17 protein-coding genes and 1 tRNA gene are annotated in these 18,476 nt (G+C 67.5%); 4 read left to right on the plus strand and 14 right to left on the minus strand.

Going from position 1 to position 18,476, the window contains the following annotated elements; translation table 11 throughout:
• Position 1: 1 nt before the first annotated feature.
• The 4 genes from coaE to ABD810_RS14115 form a co-directional block, all read right to left on the minus strand.
• On the minus strand, positions 2–610 hold the full coding sequence (gene coaE, locus ABD810_RS14100) for a dephospho-CoA kinase (protein ID WP_344938826.1): 609 nt from the start codon (positions 608–610) through the stop codon (positions 2–4).
• Positions 611–629: 19 nt separating this feature from the next.
• A complete protein-coding gene (locus tag ABD810_RS14105) occupies positions 630–1,088 on the minus strand; it encodes a GNAT family N-acetyltransferase (RefSeq protein ID WP_344938829.1) in 459 nt (152 codons plus the stop codon).
• A 123-nt stretch (positions 1,089–1,211) separates the two neighbouring features.
• Positions 1,212–2,687, minus strand: coding sequence for a 30S ribosomal protein S1 (gene rpsA / locus ABD810_RS14110; RefSeq protein WP_344938831.1), 1,476 nt, complete (start codon positions 2,685–2,687; stop codon positions 1,212–1,214).
• A gap of 222 nt (positions 2,688–2,909) precedes the next feature.
• Positions 2,910–3,989 (minus strand): polysaccharide deacetylase family protein, encoded by a 1,080-nt coding sequence (locus ABD810_RS14115; RefSeq protein ID WP_344938832.1) that lies wholly within the window; start codon positions 3,987–3,989, stop codon positions 2,910–2,912.
• Positions 3,990–4,130: 141 nt separating this feature from the next.
• Here ABD810_RS14115 and ABD810_RS14120 point away from each other — a divergent pair, with 141 nt between their 5' ends.
• Complete coding sequence (locus tag ABD810_RS14120; protein WP_344938834.1) at positions 4,131–4,892, plus strand: DUF2127 domain-containing protein; 762 nt, start codon at positions 4,131–4,133, stop codon at positions 4,890–4,892.
• Between the two features lie 17 nt (positions 4,893–4,909).
• Here the strand turns inward: ABD810_RS14120 and polA are convergent, their stop codons facing one another.
• A complete protein-coding gene (polA, locus tag ABD810_RS14125; RefSeq protein ID WP_344938836.1) occupies positions 4,910–7,612 on the minus strand; it encodes a DNA polymerase I in 2,703 nt (900 codons plus the stop codon).
• Between the two features lie 143 nt (positions 7,613–7,755).
• Here polA and ABD810_RS14130 point away from each other — a divergent pair, with 143 nt between their 5' ends.
• Complete coding sequence (locus ABD810_RS14130; protein WP_425566898.1) at positions 7,756–8,103, plus strand: PaaI family thioesterase; 348 nt, start codon at positions 7,756–7,758, stop codon at positions 8,101–8,103.
• 291 nt (positions 8,104–8,394) lie between these two features.
• On the opposite strand, the gene ABD810_RS14135 is transcribed toward ABD810_RS14130, so the two are convergent.
• Genes ABD810_RS14135 through ABD810_RS14145 form a run of 3 tightly spaced genes read right to left on the minus strand, consistent with a single transcriptional unit; the run spans position 8,395 to position 10,889 of the window.
• Positions 8,395–9,195: an amino acid ABC transporter ATP-binding protein gene (locus ABD810_RS14135; RefSeq protein ID WP_344938838.1), complete on the minus strand. Its 801-nt coding sequence runs from the start codon at positions 9,193–9,195 to the stop codon at positions 8,395–8,397.
• Between the two features lie 5 nt (positions 9,196–9,200).
• Positions 9,201–10,052 carry an amino acid ABC transporter permease gene (locus tag ABD810_RS14140; RefSeq protein WP_344938840.1) on the minus strand — a complete coding sequence of 284 codons (852 nt, stop codon included), beginning with the start codon at positions 10,050–10,052 and terminating at the stop codon, positions 9,201–9,203.
• A gap of 3 nt (positions 10,053–10,055) precedes the next feature.
• Positions 10,056–10,889, minus strand: coding sequence for an ABC transporter substrate-binding protein (locus ABD810_RS14145; protein WP_344938842.1), 834 nt, complete (start codon positions 10,887–10,889; stop codon positions 10,056–10,058).
• A 189-nt stretch (positions 10,890–11,078) separates the two neighbouring features.
• On the opposite strand from ABD810_RS14145, the gene ABD810_RS14150 reads away from it, so the two are divergent.
• Entirely contained in the window at positions 11,079–11,630 is a 552-nt protein-coding gene (locus ABD810_RS14150; RefSeq protein WP_344938844.1) for a DUF4352 domain-containing protein, read from the plus strand.
• 108 nt (positions 11,631–11,738) lie between these two features.
• Here the strand turns inward: ABD810_RS14150 and ABD810_RS14155 are convergent, their stop codons facing one another.
• The 6 genes from ABD810_RS14155 to ABD810_RS14180 form a co-directional block, all read right to left on the minus strand.
• On the minus strand, positions 11,739–12,455 hold the full coding sequence (locus tag ABD810_RS14155; protein ID WP_344938846.1) for an ABC transporter ATP-binding protein: 717 nt from the start codon (positions 12,453–12,455) through the stop codon (positions 11,739–11,741).
• A complete protein-coding gene (locus ABD810_RS14160) occupies positions 12,445–13,227 on the minus strand; it encodes an ABC transporter ATP-binding protein (RefSeq protein WP_344938848.1) in 783 nt (260 codons plus the stop codon). Before ABD810_RS14160 ends, ABD810_RS14155 begins: the two co-directional genes overlap by 11 nt.
• Positions 13,224–14,372, minus strand: a complete 1,149-nt coding sequence (locus tag ABD810_RS14165) for a branched-chain amino acid ABC transporter permease (RefSeq protein ID WP_344938850.1) — start codon at positions 14,370–14,372, stop codon at positions 13,224–13,226. Before ABD810_RS14165 ends, ABD810_RS14160 begins: the two co-directional genes overlap by 4 nt.
• Complete coding sequence (locus ABD810_RS14170; RefSeq protein WP_344938852.1) at positions 14,369–15,337, minus strand: branched-chain amino acid ABC transporter permease; 969 nt, start codon at positions 15,335–15,337, stop codon at positions 14,369–14,371. The genes ABD810_RS14165 and ABD810_RS14170 overlap by 4 nt, the downstream gene beginning before the upstream one ends.
• A gap of 100 nt (positions 15,338–15,437) precedes the next feature.
• Positions 15,438–16,598 carry a branched-chain amino acid ABC transporter substrate-binding protein gene (locus ABD810_RS14175; RefSeq protein WP_344939061.1) on the minus strand — a complete coding sequence of 387 codons (1,161 nt, stop codon included), beginning with the start codon at positions 16,596–16,598 and terminating at the stop codon, positions 15,438–15,440.
• A gap of 377 nt (positions 16,599–16,975) precedes the next feature.
• Positions 16,976–17,548 (minus strand): ANTAR domain-containing response regulator, encoded by a 573-nt coding sequence (locus ABD810_RS14180; protein WP_344938853.1) that lies wholly within the window; start codon positions 17,546–17,548, stop codon positions 16,976–16,978.
• Positions 17,549–17,616: 68 nt separating this feature from the next.
• On the opposite strand from ABD810_RS14180, the gene ABD810_RS14185 reads away from it, so the two are divergent.
• Positions 17,617–17,689, plus strand: a tRNA-Leu gene (locus tag ABD810_RS14185).
• The last annotated feature ends 787 nt before the right edge of the window (positions 17,690–18,476 follow it).

The following is an 18,476-nucleotide window of genomic DNA, read 5'->3' on the forward strand; positions in this document are numbered from 1 at the left end:
GTCAGGCGTTTTCGGTGGTCGGGTGTTCGCGGAGCTTTGTCCAGACTTCGGCGACCCGCGCGTCCAGGTCGTCGAGGGGGCCCTCGTTGGGGATCACGATGTCGGCGATCTTCAGCCGGTCCTCGCGGGACGCCTGGGCCCTGATGCGCGCCTTGGCGTCCTGCTCGCTCATCCCCCGCAGTTCCACGAGCCTGGACAGCCGAACCTCGTCGGAGGCGTCGACCACGATCACCACGTCGTACATCGGCGCCAGGTCGTTCTCGGCGAGCAACGGGACGTCGTACACCACGATGGCCCCGGCCGGCGCGTCCCGCTGCAGTTCGGCCACCCGCTCCCCGACCCTGGGGTGCACGATGGCGTTGAGCCTGCCGAGCTTCTCCTGATCGGCGAACACGATCTGCCCGAGCTTCTCCCGGTTCAGCGAGCCGTCGTCGCGGAGCACACCGGAGCCGAACGTGTCGACGATGAGGGCGAGGCCGCTGGTACCCGGCTCGACGACCTCCCGCGCGATCTTGTCGGCGTCGATCACCACGGCGCCGTGATCGGCCAGACGCCGGGACACCTCGCTCTTGCCGGACCCGATGCCGCCCGTCAGCCCGATCTTCAGCATGCAGGAAGAGTAGCCAACGCTATGCGGGCTTGCGCATGTGGACCAGGGTGAGGTGGTCGTGGACGCGTTCGCGCCGCGTCTCGCGATAGCCCATGCGGCGGTACAGGCGCAGGTTGCCCTCGGAGAGGTGGCCGGTGAACAGGTCGAAGGAGTCCACCTCCGGGCTCAGCAGGCCTTCGATGGCCCGCAGCAGTGTGGTGCCGACCCCACGGCCCTGCTGGTCGGGGGCGACCACGAGCCGCCCGATGATGCCCGTGCGTTCGGCCAGTTGCCCGCGTACGGCTCCGACGATCCGCTCACCGCCCATGGCCTTGAGCACCGTGGCGCTCGCGATCGTCGCGCGCATCCGTTCCAGCGACTCCACCAGCGGGCCGATGAACGGGTCGCCGTAGAGCTGTGCCTCGCTCACGTAGGCCGCGCGCTGGAGGGTGAGGATCTCTCCGGCGTCCTCGGGCCGTGCCCGTTCGATCCGCGTCACGCGCCCACTGTAGGGGCGCGGGGCACCCCGTAGCGCCGGGGCCGGTGAGCGGGTCCGCGCAACGGAAAGAGGACCCCGCCGAAGCGAGGTCCTCTCCGTGATCGGTTACTCGGACTCAGAGCGTCAGCTCTGGCCACCCGCCAGCTTCTCGCGGAGCGCGGCCAGGGCCTCGTCGGAGGCCAGGGCGCCCGCGGCCGGAGTCGTGCCGCCCGTGGTGGACGGAGGAGTCTCACCGGAGTAGGTGGACGGCCCAGCGGCCTCCGCCTCCTCTGCGCGAGCCTTCTCGACCTGCGACTTGTGAGCCTCGAAGCGGGTCTGGGCCTCGGCGTACTGCCGCTCCCACTCCTCGCGCTGCTTCTCGAAGCCCTCGAGCCACTCGCCCGTCTCGGGGTCGAACCCGTCGGGGTAGATGTAGTTGCCCTGATCGTCGTAGGTCGCCGCCATGCCGTAGAGCGTGGGGTCGAACTCGACGTCGGCACCGATCGCGCCCTCGTTCGCCTGCTTCAGCGACAGCGAGATGCGACGGCGGTCGAGGTCGATGTCGATGATCTTCACGAAGATCTCGTCGCCGACCTGGACGACCTGCTCCGGGATCTCCACGTGGCGCTCGGCCAGCTCGGAGATGTGGACCAGGCCCTCGATGCCCTCCTCGACCCGGACGAACGCACCGAACGGCACCAGCTTGGTGACGCGCCCGGGGACGACCTGGCCGATCTGGTGAGTGCGGGCGAACTGCTGCCAAGGGTCTTCCTGCGTCGCCTTGAGCGACAGCGAGACCCGCTCGCGCTCCATGTCGACGTCGAGAACCTCGACGGTGACCTCCTGGCCCACTTCGACGACCTCGGAGGGGTGGTCGATGTGCTTCCAGGACAGCTCGGAGACGTGAACCAGACCGTCGACGCCGCCGAGGTCCACGAACGCACCGAAGTTGACGATCGAAGAGACGACGCCCTTGCGGACCTGACCCTTCTGCAGGGTGTTGAGGAAGGTCTGGCGGACCTCGGACTGGGTCTGCTCAAGCCAGGCACGGCGGGAAAGAACCACGTTGTTGCGGTTCTTGTCCAGCTCTATGATCTTCGCCTCGAGCTCACGGCCGACGTACGGCTGGAGATCGCGGACACGCCGCATCTCGACCAGCGACGCCGGGAGGAAGCCACGCAGGCCGATGTCGAGGATGAGTCCACCCTTGACGACCTCGATGACCGTGCCGGTGACGATGCCGTCCTCGTCCTTGATCTTTTCGATCGTGCCCCAGGCGCGCTCGTACTGTGCGCGCTTCTTGGAGAGGATCAGCCGGCCTTCCTTGTCCTCCTTCTGGAGAACCAGGGCCTCAACGTGCTCGCCGACCTCGACGACCTCGGCTGGGTCGACATCGTGCTTGATCGAGAGCTCGCGTGAGGGGATGACACCCTCGGTCTTGTAGCCGATGTCGAGCAAGACCTCGTCTCGATCGACCTTGACGACGGTGCCTTCGACGATGTCGCCGTCGTTGAAGTACTTGATGGTCTCGTCGATCGCGGCGAGGAAGGCCTCCTCGGAACCGATGTCATTGACCGCTACCTGCGGGGTGCTCGAGGTGGCCTCAGTGCTGCTCGTCATGTGTGGAATTGCTCCGAACGCGGACAGATGTCGATGTGGCGGACGCGCGGCAGGCCCTCTTTATCGCTCAAGCCGAAGATGGTCGAGATGACCGGTGGTCGACATGACCGAGCGCGAGCCCGCTCCGTCCGAGGCGCACGCGAGCCCACAGCGCAGCGATCAGCATATGAGAGTACGCGGGCGTGGTCAATCCGGCGCTCACCAGCACAACACCGGAAGCCCTCAGTAGGAGATCAACATCCCGACGAGCTTTGCTCGGATCTTACCCTGAAGTCGACGTGGTATGGAGACGTGTGACGGGTCTCCATCCGAGGTGTATCGCCTACCAGGGTGCGTTCTGAGCCACTCCAGCCAGTACTCGGAGCACCATTTCCGGCACTCCCCCTTTTTACCGTTGGACTGGATCCTAGGGACGTTATAGGGGTCGAAGGCCTTCGCGTAGGGCGAAATCGCCGGCTCGGCTCCGGCGAGGAACACGGCGTCGAAGTGGTAGGCGGTGCCGTCCCACTTACCGTCGTGCGCGGTGGCCCGCTTCTTGGGCCGGCTGCCGTACGGAAGGGCGAAGGTGGCCGACGCCGGAGCGCCGAGCTGCTTCATCAGCCGCTCCCCGCGCACGATCGCCTCGGCGACCTCCTTGCTGGTCAGCCGGTAGAGGTCCGGGTGGCCGTACGTGTGGTTGGCCACCTCGAAGCCGTGCTGGACTAGCCACCCCACGGCCGACGCCTGCAGGCCCTTGTCAATGAAGCCGAAGGGGTTCCTGTTGATCCAGAACGTCGCCACCGGGCGGAAGCCCGGATGCTCCCTCGCGACGTCGTAGATGATCCGGACGGCGGTGTCCTTCTTCGGCACGCCGTCGCTGTCGAGGGCGAAGTGCGAGGGATGGCCGTCGTCGAAGCTCAGCACGACCGGGTGGGTGCCCGCCGGGATGTTGATGGCGCCGGCCGCGAACTCGGCCGCGGTGACGGGCACATAGCCGCTCTCGGCGAGCTTCTGGAGCTCGCGGCGGAGCTGGGAGGGGGTGCGGTCGATGGAGGCGATCCGCTTCTTCTGGATCCGGTGGTACATCAGTACCGGGACCAGGCCGGCCTCGTTGGCCCTGGCCTTCCTGGCCGACTCCGCCGTCGCCGTCAGCGGGGACGGCGGGGCCACACTGGGCAGCACGACCTTGGGCACCGGCTTGGCGGCCGGCCGGCCGGCCTCGTGTTCCTTGAAGGGGAGCACCAGCAGCACCACAACGGCGACGATCATGACACCGATGTTCACGATGCCGATGACGTGTGTCAGGGCAGGTGTGCTGCGCAACTGGGCTCCTGGATCGCCGGCAGGTCGAGATTCACCCTAGGACAGTCCATTCGGCCACGTCCGGAGCCAGCGTACACACCCAGCATGTGCTGAAATTTGCTCGTGAACTGGAGTCTGCGCGCCTGTGGCCGTCATGGCCACGTGACCTATGCCCCTGTGGAGAAGGCACTTCGGGAGCGTCTGCGGGCCGAGACGGCCCTCGGGGAGGCGTGGCGCTGCCTGCGGTGCGGAGACTTCACCCTCGGCGCGCCGCACGGCTCCGGCCCCGCCGAGGACGCTCCCATCGTTCTTCGGGGCAAGGCACTGCGCGACGCCACGATCCTGCGGCTGCTGGCGGTGTTCCGGTGGGGGAAAGGGCTGCTGGTGCTGGCGGCGGCGTTCGGGATCTGGAGGTTCCGGGCGCACCAGGACGCGATCAGCATGGCCTTCGACGAGGATCTTCCCCTGCTCCAGCCGCTCGCCGACAAGCTCGGGTGGAACCTGGAGGAGTCGGGGGTGGTCCACACGCTGCGCGCGGTGCTGAGCGCGGAGACCAGCACTCTGACGTGGATCGTGCTCGGCCTGCTCGTCTTCGGAGCGCTGCTCATGGTCGAGGGCGTGGGCCTGTGGCTGCTCCAGCGCTGGGGTGAGTACTTCGCGGTGGTGGCGACGTCGCTGTTCGTCCCGATCGAGATCTACGAGATCGTCGAGAAGGTCACCTGGCTGCGTGTCGTCATCCTGCTGATCAACCTCACGGCCGTGCTGTACATCTTGCTGTCGAAGCGGCTGTTCGGCCTGCGGGGCGGCCGCGCGGCGCACGAGGCCGAACGCCACGAGACCGGCCTGCTGGAGGTGGAGACCGCCGCCCTCGAACGGTCACTCTCCCCCCACCACCCGGCCACCGCCACAGCGAGACAGAAGTGAGCGGCGCGACGCGGGGATCAGTGGCCGGCGGCCTGCCAGGTGGCGCCGGTGCCCACTGAGACGTCGAGGGGGACGCGGAGCTCGTAGGCGGCGCACATCTGGGAGACCACCAGCTCGCGCAGCCGGTCGAGCTCGCCGGGGGCCACCTCGAACACGAGCTCGTCGTGGACCTGCAGCAGCATGCGGGAGCGCAGCTTCTCGGCATGCAACGCACGGTGCACGTCGAGCATGGCGACCTTGATGATGTCGGCCGCCGAACCCTGGATGGGGGCGTTGAGCGCCATGCGCTCGGCCATCTCGCGCCGCTGGCGGTTGTCGCTGGTCAGGTCGGGCAGGTAGCGGCGGCGGCCGAGGATGGTCTCGGTGTAGCCGTCCTGACGGGCCTGCGCGACGATCGCCGCGAGGTAGTCGCGGACGCCGCCGAACTCCTGGAAGTATTCGTCCTTCAGCGCGCGGGCCTCGGCTACGGGGATGCCGAGCTGGCCCGACAGCCCGAAGTCGGACAGTCCGTACGCCAGGCCGTAGTTCATCGCCTTGATCCGCGCCCGGAGCTCGCCGTCGACCTGCTCCGGGGGGATGTCGAAGACCCGGGCCGCGGTCGCCTGGTGGAAGTCGTGCCCGGACTCGAACGCCGCGATCAGCGCCTCGTCCTGGGAGAGGTGGGCCATGATGCGCAGCTCGATCTGGCTGTAGTCGGCCGTGAGCAGCGTCTCGTAACCCTGGCCCACGACGAAGCCCTGCCGGATGCGGCGGCCCTCGGCGGTGCGGATCGGGATGTTCTGCAGGTTGGGCTTCTCGGACGACAGGCGCCCGGTCGCCGCGATGATCTGGTTGTAGGTGGTGTGGATGCGCCCGTCGTCGACGATCTCCTTGATCAGGCCCTCGACGGTGGTGCGCATCCGGGTCTGGTCGCGGTGGCGGAGCAGGATGGTCGGCAGCTCGTTGTCGGTCTGGGTGGCGAGCGTCGCCAGGGCGTCGGCGTCGGTGGTGTAGCCGGTCTTGATCTTCTTGGTCTTGGGCAGCCCGAGCTTGACGAACAGGATCTCCTGGAGCTGCTTGGGCGAGCCCAGGTTGAACTGCTCGCCGACGACCCTGTGGGCCTCCTCGACGGCCTGCTTCACCGCGGCGCCGAACTCCGCCTCGAGCCCGGTGAAGTAGTCGTGGTCGACCGCGATGCCGGCGCGCTCGAGCTCGGCCAGCACGCGGACCAGCGGAAGCTCGACCTCGCGCATCAGCCGGATGCCGCCGCGGGGCTCCAGATGGGCCTCCACCGCGTCGGCCAGCTCCAGCACGGCCTGCGCCCGGATGGCCAGCTCCCGGCCCTCGTCGTCATCGGGATCGTCGAACAGGGCCGCCTGGCCGTTGGACTCGGTCTCCGCGCGCAGCTCGCGGTGGAGATAGCGCAGCACGAGATCATCGAGCGGGAAGGACCGCTGCCCGGGCATGGCGAGATAGGCCGCGAGAGCCGTGTCGCAGGTGAGCCCCTGAAGGTCGAGCCCGTGGGCCCACAGGCCCAGCAGGGGGCCCTTGGCGTCGTGCAGGGCCTTGGGCCTGGACTCGTCGGCGAGCCAGCGGCTCAGGGCGTTCTCGTCGGCGGGGTCGAGGGACACCAGTTCGAGGTAGGCGGCGCGCTGCCGCCCTTCGGAGTCGGCGGGAACGGCGATGGCGATGCCGTCGACGCGGCCCGTGCCGCTGCCATAGGAGCCCTTGAGGGCGAGCCCCGCCCGGCCCTCGGGCGCGGCGGCCAGCCAGGCCTCGACCTCCCCCGGGGCCAGCGTCACGACCTCGACCTGGAACCCCTCCTCGGCCTCAGGCTCGGCCGTGCCGATGGTCTGGTAGAGCCGGTCGCGCAGGACGCGGAACTGCAGCGAGTCGAAGAGCTTGTGGATCTCGTCGCGGTCCCACTTGCCCATCTTGAGCTCGGCCACCTCGGCGTCGAGCGGCACGTCACGGCGGAGCTCGGTGAGCTGGCGGTTGTGGATCACCTGGCCGAGGTGCTCGCGGAGCTTGTCGCCGACCTTGCCCTTGACCTCGTCGACCCGGTCGACCAGCTCGGTGAGCGAGCCGAAATCCTTGATCCACTTGGCGGCGGTCTTCTCCCCCACGCTGGGGATGTTGGGGAGGTTGTCGCTGGGGTCGCCGCGCAGCGCGGCGAAGTCGGGATACTGCTCCGGGGTCAGGCCGTACTTCTCCACGACCGCGGCGGGGTCGAAGCGCGTCATGTCGCTGATGCCACGACGGGTCATCAGCAGCGTGACGCGGTCGTTCACCAGCTGGAGGGCATCGCGGTCACCGGTGACGATGAGCACGTCCATGTCCTGCGCGGCGGCGCGGTGGGCGAGCGTCGCGATCAGGTCGTCGGCCTCGTAACCCGCGAGCGAGAGGTAGGGCACGCGCAGCGCGTCGAGCACCTCGAAGATCAGGCTGACCTGTCCGCGGAAATCCTCGGGGGTCTCCTGGCGGTTGGCCTTGTACTGCCCGAACGCCTCGTGCCGGAAGGTCGGCTCCGACCGGTCGAAGCAGACCACCACGTGGGTCGGCTTCTCGTCGCGCAGGACATTGATCAGCATCGAGGTGAAGCCGTACACCGCCTCGGTGTGCTGGCCGTCGGTCGTGGTGAGGTTCGCGTCCTTCAACGCGTAGAACGCGCGGTACGCGAGTGAATGCCCGTCGAGGAGGAGCAGGCGATCACGGGCGGGGGTCGGTTCCTTCTTCGGCACACCCGCAGCCTAGTCTCCATGTACGACAGAACACTCCTGGCTGAGCAACTGGAGGCTTCCCCTTGACCATGACGAACCCCGAGGACCACGCCCGCCTCCAGTCGCTCTACGGCGGCGACTACAAGGGCACCCTGATCCAGGCCATGGGCATCGAATTCCTCGAGGCCGCGGCGGAACGCGTCGTCGCGCGCATGCCGGTCAAGGGCAACACCCAGCCGTACGGCATCCTGCACGGCGGCGCGTCCTGCGTCCTCGCGGAGACGATCGGGTCGACCGGCGCCGCCCTGCACGCCGGCCCGGGCCGCCAGGCCGTCGGCGTCGAGATCAACGCGACCCACCACCGCTCGGCCACCTCGGGATACGTCACCGGCGTCGCCACCCGGCTGCACGGCGGCCGCAGCATCGCCACGTACGACATCGAGATCACCGACGAGGACGGCCGTCGCGTCTGCACGTCGCGACTCACCTGCATGCTCCGTGACGCCAAGTGATATTTGGTCTTTATCGGACCACGTTTTGCGACTCTCTTTGCGCATGAGCCTCATAGCTCGCTAGCGTTGTGACGCCAGAGCCCGTAGGTGATTGAGTAGACAACGTGTGCGGCCGGGGAAGCCCTACATGGCCCCAAAGATCACCTGCGGGCTCCTAGCATGCACCACCCCCGAAACGGGCGATCCCCGCAGGCCACAGGCCTGCGGGGATCGTTGTCCCTTCGGTGAGCGATCGTCCGCCCCTGAGAACGTCCCAGAGAACGTCCCTCGCCCGGCGAACCGCCGGTCGCCTCAGTGAACCGGAGGCGGAGCCGCCGGCGTGTCGTCGGCCACGCCGGCGTCGTCCTGCGCGTGCGTCGGGTCGAGGACCCGCTTGAGGAACGTGCGCGTGCGGGCGTGCTGGGGGTTGCCGATCACCTGGTCCGGCGGGCCCTCCTCGACGATCACCCCTCCGTCCATGAACACGACCCGGTCGGCGACCTCACGGGCGAAGCTCATCTCGTGGGTGACCACCAGCATCGTCATGCCGTCACGGGCGAGGTCGCGCATGACCGAGAGCACGTCTCCCACCAGCTCGGGGTCGAGCGCGGAGGTGGGCTCGTCGAACAGCATGAGCGCCGGGTCCATGGCCAGCGCCCTGGCGATGGCGACGCGCTGCTGCTGCCCTCCAGAAAGCTGCGGAGGGAAGGTGTCGCACTTGGCGGCCACGCCGACCTTCTCGAGGTTCTCCCGCGCGATGCGCTCGGCCTCGGCCCTGCCCCGCTTGAGCACCCGACGCTGGGCGAGCATGACGTTCTCCAGCGCCGACATGTGCGGGAACAGGTTGAACGACTGGAAGACCATGCCGAGCCTGCGCCGCGCCGCGTCGATGTCGACATCCGGATCGGTCAGCTCGACGCCGCCCACGCTGACACTGCCCTTGGTGGGCACCTCGAGCAGGTTGACGCAGCGGAGCAACGTCGACTTGCCCGACCCGGAAGGCCCGATGACACAGACGACCTGGCCCTCGTCGACGGTGAAGTCGATGCCCTTGAGCACCTCCAGGTCGCCGAAAGACTTGTGCAGGTCCCTGATCTCGACCGCGTGCGTCATCGGGGTCACCGTCCCTTCGCCTGACGGGTTTCGAGACGACCGGCCAGGTAGCCCAGCGGGATCGTGACGAGCAGGTACGTGAGACCGACCACCATGATCGGGGTGGCGTTGCTCGTCGTCGACGCGAGGTCGTTGCCGAACTTGGTCAGCTCGACGTAGTCGCCGCTGACACCGAGGAACAGGACCAGCGAGGAGTCCTTGAGCAGGGACACGAACTGGTTGGTCGTCGGAGGGATCACGATGCGGATCGCCTGCGGGATGACCACCGAGATCATCGCGCGCGAGTGGGACATGCCGAGCGACCGCGCCGCCTCGGTCTGCCCTCTCGGCACGGCCTGGAGGCCGGCCCGGAGCGTCTCCGCCATGTAGGCCGAGCTGACGATCGTCAGGCCCAGGATGCCCTGTCCGTACGTCCCGCCGGGCACCTCGAAGCCGGGAAGCGCCAGGGGCAGGAAGAGGATGAGCAGGAAGATCAGCAGCGCGGGAAGGCCACGGAAGATCTCGACGTAGACGGTGGCGATCCAGCGGTACGGCCGTACGGAGGAAAGGCGCATGAGGGCCAGCAGCAGGCCGCCCAGGGAGCCGAAGACGAATCCGCCGACGGTGTAGATGATCGTGTTCTTGAGCGCCACCGTGAACACTTCGGGCAGCGACTGCTCGGCCACGTCCATCTTGGCGAAGTTCTCGCCCAGCCCTTTCCAGTTGGCCAGGAAAGCGACCGCGACGACCACGGCGATGAGGATGGCGTACTGGATGCCGCGGCTGATCCGCTGCCTCTTGCGGGGGCTGAGCCTGGCCCTGCCGGGCACCTGCCCGGCAGGGCCGACCGGCTCAGCCGTCGTGGGCTGATCGGTCATCGATCAGGATCCGAGCTCGCCGGGCTTCTTGCCGAACCACTTGACGAAGATCTGCTCGTAGGTGCCGTCGGACTTGGCCTTCGCGATCTCCTCGTTGATCACCTTGGCCAGCGCGTCGTTGCCCAGCTTCATGCCGACGCCGTACTGCTCACCGGTGTCGAGGCTGGCGATCAGCTCGAACTTGTCGGCGATCTCGGGCTTCTTCAGCCAGGTGAGCACGACCGGCAGGTCCTGGACGATCACGTCGGCCTGGCCGGACTGCAGGCCCAGCAACTCCTTGGGCGAGTCGGCGAACTCGGTGGGGTCGAGACCCTTGCCCTTCACGTAGTCGAGGCCGGTCGTCGAGGCCTGCGCGCCGAGCTTGAGCCCCTTGGCCTTCACGTCCTCGAGCGACTTGGCGCCGGTGCCCTTCTTGGCCAGCAGCGCCTGCGTGGCGTCGAAATAGGCGTCGGAGAACAACAGGTTCTTCTGACGCTCAGGAGTGATGGTCATACCGGCCGCGGCGACGTCACACTTGCCGGCGTTGAGGGCGGCACCACTCTTGATCACCGCGAAGTCGATGTCCACGATTTCCTGTGTCACACCGAGCTTCTTGGCCGCCAGGTCGACGATGTCGACGTCGAAGCCGACGGTCTTGTCGCCCTGCTTGAACTGGAAAGGCTCATACGGCAGGTTGGTACAGGTAGTGAGCTTGCCCGGATTGATCAGTTTGATCCCGGAAGCTGCTGACGCGCTCCCTGCGGGCGCGTTGGAGCTTGTCGCACTCGAGTCTGATCCGCCACCGCAGGCGGAGAGAAGGAACGCGGCGCTAACAACGAGCGCCCCGATCGGGGTCATACGGCGACGCTTGGGCCTAAAGACCACAACGTCCTCCTCTTTAGCTGTATGTCGGAGTTAAGTTAAGTTACCGTAACCCTGGCCATGGTCCCGCACCTGGTCACCAGGGGTATTACCGTAAAGAAACGATCGCACAACAGGTGTGACAGCCTGGAACTCCCGCCTGAGTGGCGAGTTAGTGTGCGATTCGTGCGAGCACCCCTGGTTCTGCTGGGCTTGACGGTCGTCGCCACCTTGTCCACCGGCTGTTCCAGCGGCCCGGCCAAGTCCGCCGCCACCCCCACCCCCGCCGCCACATATATGATCCCCGCCCAGACCGTGCGTCCCGACGAGACGGTGATCAAAGCGGCGCCCGTGGTCGACGGCCAGATGCGGTTCCGCGTCCTCGGCTTCCACGACGGCATGCCGAGCATGTTCGGCAGCCACGCCGAGTGGAACGCCAAGGGTCAGTACGTCCGGGTGCGCGTCCTCATCGAGAGCACCGACCGCACCAACCAGAAGTTCGACGCCAAGCAGCAACTGCTGGTGGCCTCCGACGGCCGCACGTTCGGCATCGACACCTTCGCACAGGCGATCAAGCGCCAGCCCGACGAGCTACCGGTCGGCAGCTTCGTGCGGATGGAGTTCGACCTGTGGTACGACGTGCCCAAGGACGTCCGCGTAACGAAGATCCGGTTCTTCGCCGATCCGCCCCTGGGAGCCGTGGGCCCCTCCAAGGGCGTCGACGTGCCGCTGCGCTAGCGCCGCCGGGGCCCGGCGAGACGAGACCGCGGCCCGGCCGGGTGATCCCGGCCGGGCCGTGTCATCGCATCTCGCGGCGCTCGGTGAGCGCGTCGAATCTCGGGGCGCTCAGCGAGTGCCGAGCTCGCCTCCGAGGTACGCCTCGCGCACCTGCGGGTCGTCGAGAAGGTCGGCCGCGGGAGCCGACTTCACCACCCTGCCGGTCTCCAGCACGTACGCCCGATGGGCGAGCTGGAGAGCCTGCTGGGCGTTCTGCTCGACCAGCAGGACGGTGGTGCCCCGGTTGTTGATCTCCTTGATGATCGAGAAGATCTGGGCGACCAGCATGGGCGCCAGGCCCATCGAGGGCTCGTCGAGCAGCAGCACCTTCGGCTTGCTCATCAGCGCCCGGCCGATGGCCACCATCTGCTGCTCACCGCCCGACATCGTGCCGCCGGCCTGGTTCTTGCGCTCGGCCAGCCTCGGGAACAGCTCGAAGACCTCGTCGAGGTCCTTGGTGAGGTCGCCGCTGCGGGTGTAGGCACCCATCAGCAGGTTCTCGGTGACGGTCATGCCGGGGAAGACGCCACGTCCCTCCGGAGACTGCCCGATGCCGGCCAGCACCCGCTTGTGCCCGGCGAGCTTGCTGATGTCCTTGCCGTCGAAGATGACGGAGCCCGACGTCAGCGCCCGCAGGCCCGAGATCGTCTTCAGGGTCGTGGTCTTGCCCGCGCCGTTCGCGCCGATGAGGGAGACGATCTCGCCCTCGCCGACCTCCAGCGAGACGCCCTTGATGGCCTCGATCTTGCCGTAGTGGACGTGGATGTCCTTGATCTCAAGAAGCATCTGCGGGAGCCCCCAAGTACGCCTCGATGACCCTCGGGTCGTTCTGGACCTCGGCGGGAAGACCATCGGCGATCTTCTGGCCGAAGTCCAGCACCGCGATACGGTCGCTGATGCCCATGACCAGGGCCATGTCGTGCTCGATCAGCAGGACCGTGCGCCCGGCGTCGCGGATCCTGCGGATCAGGCCCTGCAGGGATTCCTTCTCGGCCGGGTTCATGCCCGCCGCGGGCTCGTCCAGAAGGAGGAGCTTGGGCTTGGTCGCGAGCGCGCGAGCGATCTCGAGCCGCCGCTGGTCGCCGTAAGGAAGGTTCTTGGCCGTCTCCTCGGCGCGGTGGCCGATGCCCACGAACTCCAGCAGTTCCATGGCCAGCGCCTTGCCGTCGCGCTCCTCGTGGCGGTGCCACGGCAGCCCGAGGGCGGCGCTGAACATGCCCGTGCGGTGGTGGGCGTCGGCCCCCACCATGACGTTCTCCAGCGCGGACATGTTGTGGAACAGCCGGATGTTCTGGAAGGTGCGGGCGACGCCGCGCTTGGTGACCTTGAACCGCTTCATGCCGTCGATGCGGTCGCCGTCGAACATCACCTGGCCGGACGTCGGGCGGTAGACGCCGGTGACGACGTTGAACACCGTCGTCTTGCCCGCGCCGTTCGGCCCGATGAGGGCGAAGATCTCACCCTCGTTGATGGTCAGCTCGACCTCACGCAGGGCGACGACGCCGCCGAACTGCATCTTGACCTTCTGCAGCTGCAGAAGCGGACGCGCATCGCTCATTTCCCTGCTCCCTCGGCTGCGCGCTGGGTCTCGGGACCGGGAACCTCCGCGCCCAAGCTGCCCATGCCGCCCGTACCCTCCGCCAGCTCCGCTCTTCGGCGCCGGGAAGGCAACAGGCCCTCCGGACGGAAGATCATCAAGGCGACCAGCGCGGCGCCGAACACCAGGATGCGGTAGTCGGACAGGCCACGGAACCGCTCCGGGAGCCAGGCGACGAGGAACGCGCCCAGGATGACACCGGGGATGTTGCCCGATCCGCCGAGCACGACCGCCGCGAGGATCGTCGCGGACAGCATGAACAGGAAGTCGTTCGGATTGATCGAGATGGTCTTGCCGGCCCAGACGACTCCCATGGCGCCACCGATCGAGGCGCCGATCGCGAAGGCGAGGAGCTTGAACTTGAAGGTCGGCACGCCCATGACCTCGGCGGCGTCCTCGTCCTCGCGGATGGCCGCCCACGCGCGGCCGACCCGGCTCTTCTCCCACCGCTTCACGAAGATGATGATCGCGGTGGCGACCACGACCAGCAGGTAGTAGTAGGGCCTCGGGTCCAGCACGCCGTACTTGAAGATCTCGATGCCGAACAGCTCGACACCCTCGATGCTCGGGGGGTGCGGGATGCCGGCGATGCCGCGCGGGCCGCCGATGGCGTCGGTGTTCTCGGCCGTCTGGCGGACGATCTCTCCGAAGCCGAGCGTGACGATCGCCAGATAGTCACCTCGCAGGCGGAGTGTGGGGCCGCCGAGCATCACTCCGGAGAGCGCCGACAGGATGACCCCGAGGATCAGGATCTCCCAGAAGTTCAGCCCCAGCTCGGTGCCGAGCAACGCCATCGAGTAGCCGCCGATGGCGAAGAACGCGACGAATCCGAGGTCGAGCAGGCCGGCCTGGCCGACGACCACGTTGAGGCCGATCGCCAGGACCACATAGGTACCGATCGGGAAGAACAGGACGCTCGCCCAGTCGCTGTACGGCGACATGAACCGGCCGAACGATTCGTTGGGCAGCAGCAGTGCGATGACGAACAGCATGATGTAGACGGTCCAGCGCTGCCAGCTGGGGGCGGCGGCCCACCGATCGCGGATGCCGTCGATGAACGCCGAGAAGGCGTTCCTGCCGTTGGTGATCGTGGAGTTCGTGCTCATGCGCGTGCCTGCTGGAGGGATTCACCGAGGATGCCGGTGGGACGGAACATCAGGACCAGGACGAGAACCGAGAAAGCGATGACATCCTTCCATCCCGAGCCGAAGACGGCGGCACCGTAGTTCTCGATGAGACCGAGGAACAGACCGCCGACCAGCGCTCCACGTAGGTTGCCGATGCCCCCGAGCACCGCGGCCGTGAAGGCCTTGATGCCGAGGAGGAAGCCGATGGAGAACTTGGTGACCTCGAACTGGAGCACGAACAGCGCGCCCGCGACGCCTGCCATCAGGCCACCGATGAGGAACGTCATCCGCACGATCTTGTCGATGTCCACGCCCATCAGGACCGCGGTCTCCGGGTCCTGGGAGGTGGCGCGGATGCCACGTCCGATCTTGGTGCGGTTCACCAGCAGGTCGAGAAGGACCATCATGCCGATCGCCGCGACGAAGATCAGGATCTGGTCCACCCTGATCTGCGCGCCGCCGATCGTGAACAAGACTTCCTTGTCCATGATGCGGGCCACGCCCATCTGGTTGCGGCCCTGCTGCGGACGGTCGAACACCTGCGGGATGATCACCAGGGCGAAGAGCTCCTGGAGGAACAGGGAGGCGCCGATCGCCGAGATCAGCGCGGCGAGCCGGGAGGCGCCACGCTTGCGAAGCGGACGGTAGGCGATGCGCTCCAGCAACATGGCCGAACCCGCGGAGGCGGCGCCACCCACGAGCACCATCAGCAGCAGGCCGCCGATGAGGGCGAAGCCGGTCAGCGGCGTGGTGATACCGAGCGTCATCACGACGAACGCGGACGCCATGGTGCCGATCATGAAGACCTCGGAGTGCGCGAAGTTGATGAGCCGCAGCACGCCGTAGACCATTGTGTAGCCGAGGGCGACGAGGCCGTAGATCGCGCCCACGATGAGGCCGTCGATCGTGTACGGCCAGAAGGAGCCGAGGAGATTATCGAACACGAGGTTTCGCTTTCAGGGAAGCCTTCAGGCGACAACGGGGAGGGGCGGGATCGCCGCGGCGTTCCCGCCCCCTCATTACCTGGCCGATTACTTTCGTCCGTCAGCCAAGCTTGGCCGTCGTCGTGTCACCGAGCAGGCCGATCTGTCCACCCTTGACCTGGTACATGTAAATCGACTTCGCGGAAGGCTCACCAGTCGGATCGAACTTGATCTGCTTGGAGATGCCCTGGAAGTCGGACTTCCCGATCGCGTCGTTGATGGTCTCGGTCGTGGTCGCGCCCGCTCCGATCGCCTTGAGGAACGTCGTCATGGCGTCGTAGCCCTCGGTGGCGTAGATCAGCGGGTCGGCGCCGAACTTCGCCTTGTAGTCGGCGGCGAACTTCTTCACCTTCTCGTCGGACTCGTCCGGGGTCGGGATGCGGCACGGGCAGCCGATGAGCGTCCCCTCCGCCTGCTTCTCGCCGGCGCCCTCGATGATGCCCTTGTCCAGCGAACCGTCGCCGGAGAAGAACTTCGCGTCCACGCCCTTGTCGCGCAGCTGCTTGATCAGCTTGCCGGCGCCGGCGTAGTACCCGCCGAAGAAGATGGCGTCCGGCTTGGCCGCAGCGGCCTTGTTGACGGTGGAGGAGTAGTCGGTCGCCGCCGGGTCGAGCGCGTCGTCGGTGACCGTGACGCCCTTGGACTTGAGCTGCGCCCGCACAGCGTCGCCGATGCCCTTGCCGTACTCGGACTTGTCGTCGACGACGAAGACGTTCTTGGCCGCGGCCGCACCGGAGATGAAGTCGGCGATGGCCGGACCCTGCACACCGTCGTTGGGGACGACGCGGTGCCAGAACTTCCAGCCGTTCTTGGCGAGGTCGGCGTTGGTGGCCGAAGCGGAGATGTTCGGGATCTTCGCCTCCTCCAGCAGCGGGACGGCCTGCTTGGACTCGCCGGAGAACGCCGGCCCGACCAGCGCGACGATCTTGTCGTCCTTGATCGCCTTCTGGGCCAGGGAGACAGCCGTCGTCGCGTCGGCGCGGCTGTCGTACTTGATCATCTCCACCTTGACCTTGGGGTTGGTGGCGTTGTACTCGTCGACGGCAAGCTGGGCGCCGTTGCTCGGCGGGATGACGATGCCGGAGTTCTCACCCGACAGGTCACCCATAAACCCAATCTTCAATGTGGTCGGCGCGGAGGCGCCGCCGCCGCCCGGCGTCGGCTCTGAGCCTCCGCCACAAGCGGCGAGACCAACGGTAAGCGCCACACCGACGGCGAGCACGCCCCCGAGGCGAGCAATCTTGGGCCGCAAGGTTGCCTTCCTTTCGCCTGATCCCGCGTCGGGATCGGGTTCACAGAACCACCCTGGCGGTCTGGCCAGGGCTCGTTGACGACATTACACCCAGCTCAAGTCACAGGTCGGTACAGAGACCCATCACGTTACCGCTTCGTTATCACACCGGTCCTCTTCGGCGATCGATCCGAAAAGTAAAGGTCACATCGACGGCGGCGCGTTCAAAAAGATCGACCGCCGCTCCGCGAACGGCCGCGCGCCGAGAAAGAGCCCGCAGACCTTGACTTGCGGTCACGAGCATGCCGCCACCGAGCGTGGGCCTCCGGGGGACCCCGGGGGCCGTGATGTACGGCCGCACATGATGGTCATGACTCCTCGGGTCCCCCGGACTCGTTGACGACGGCCTGGGCGACCTGGCGCATGCTCATGCGGCGGTCCATCGAGGCCTTCTGGATCCAGCGGAACGCCTGGGGCTCGGTCCATCCGTGCTCGGCCATCAGCAGGCCCTTCGCGCGCTCGACGAGCTTGCGCGTCTCCAGGCGCTCGCCGAGCGTGGAGACCTCCCGCTCCAGCGCGGTGATCTCCTCGTGGCGGCTCACCGCCATCTCGATCGCCGGGACCAGATCGGACTTGGTGAACGGCTTGACGAGATAGGCCATGGCGCCGGCGTCCCTGGCCCGTTCGACGAGATCGCGCTGGGAGAACGCGGTGAGGATCAGGCACGGGGCGACGCGCTCGGAAACGATGCGCTCGGCGGCCGAAATGCCGTCGAGGATGGGCATCTTCACGTCAAGGATCACCAGATCGGGCCGCTGCTCCAGAGCCAGCTTGATCGCCGTCTCGCCGTCTCCGGCCTCTCCGACGACGGCATAGCCCTCCTCTTCGAGCATCTCCTTGAGGTCGAGGCGGATCAGCGCCTCGTCTTCCACGATCACCACTCGCCGCTGCGTACTCACGACCAAGAGAGTACCGATGTCCGCTAGATTAGGGACACGAGCACGGCGGCGCCCCGATAGACCAACGGCAGAGTCGATGGCCTCAAAATCCATACAGTGTGGGTTCGAATCCCACTCGGGGCACTGACCCGGCGAAACCGCGTGGTTTAGGCCGCGCGGTTTCGGCATTTTCGCCGGCTCGCACGGCCGGCAGCCACAGGTACCACATCCGCCCGTCGGCGGTCCGCAGGCTCCGTGAGACCCATCCCGCGACGGCCGCCTCCGGCACACGGGTGACGTAGGCGGCCATTCGCTCGTCCGGCCGGGTCAGGGCCTTCCGCCGGAAGGTGCGGAACCCGCAGCCCGCCTCGTAGGCCATGGGCAGGGTCGCGGCCGGGCCGCCGACGACACACGGCGCCGAGAGCCCCGACCGCCGCAGCGTCTCGGCGACGGCCCGCTCCCCCGCCCTGTAGGCGTGCGATCGCTCCACCCGGCGATCGAGGATCAGATGCTGGGTGACCAACTGGCCTGCCACCGCGGTCCCGACGACCACGGCGGCCGAGCGCCGGGACCAGGCCAGCCGCACCAGCAGGAGGGCCACGGGCAGGGCCAGCAGGGCGTAGGCGGGCAGCAGGAAGCGCGGCGCGCCGTATCCCACCAGGAACAGGTACTGCGCCGCCAGGCCGGCCCCGGCGGCGCAGGCCAGGCCGTACGGCCCGGCCACGCCGATCCGGCGCGCCACGAGAACCCCTCCCGCGGCGGCGAAGGGCAGCACCAGCCACCAAAGCACCAGGTAGGGGTACTTCACCGGGATATCGCACGGGCGGCACAGCAGCGGCCCGTTGAGCGCCGTGAACTCGTGGAGCACACCCCACGTGGGCCGCAGCGTGCCCTGGATCCGGCTGGCCTCGTGGACGCGGTGCAACAGCCC

It is taken from the genome of Sphaerisporangium flaviroseum, from assembly GCF_039537005.1.
GTDB classification, from domain to species: Bacteria; Actinomycetota; Actinomycetes; order Streptosporangiales; family Streptosporangiaceae; genus Sphaerisporangium; species Sphaerisporangium flaviroseum.

Coding starts and splice junctions, on each gene's coding strand:
- ABD810_RS14130 (WP_425566898.1), top strand. CDS start 7,756: ATGGGCATCGAATTCCTCGAGGCCGCGGCGGAACGCGTCGTCGCGCGC.
- ABD810_RS14155 (WP_344938846.1), bottom strand. CDS start 12,455: ATGCTTCTTGAGATCAAGGACATCCACGTCCACTACGGCAAGATCGAG.
- ABD810_RS14145 (WP_344938842.1), bottom strand. CDS start 10,889: ATGACCCCGATCGGGGCGCTCGTTGTTAGCGCCGCGTTCCTTCTCTCC.
- coaE (WP_344938826.1), bottom strand. CDS start 610: ATGCTGAAGATCGGGCTGACGGGCGGCATCGGGTCCGGCAAGAGCGAG.
- ABD810_RS14165 (WP_344938850.1), bottom strand. CDS start 14,372: ATGAGCACGAACTCCACGATCACCAACGGCAGGAACGCCTTCTCGGCG.
- rpsA (WP_344938831.1), bottom strand. CDS start 2,687: ATGACGAGCAGCACTGAGGCCACCTCGAGCACCCCGCAGGTAGCGGTC.
- ABD810_RS14140 (WP_344938840.1), bottom strand. CDS start 10,052: ATGACCGATCAGCCCACGACGGCTGAGCCGGTCGGCCCTGCCGGGCAG.
- ABD810_RS14160 (WP_344938848.1), bottom strand. CDS start 13,227: ATGAGCGATGCGCGTCCGCTTCTGCAGCTGCAGAAGGTCAAGATGCAG.
- ABD810_RS14135 (WP_344938838.1), bottom strand. CDS start 9,195: ATGACGCACGCGGTCGAGATCAGGGACCTGCACAAGTCTTTCGGCGAC.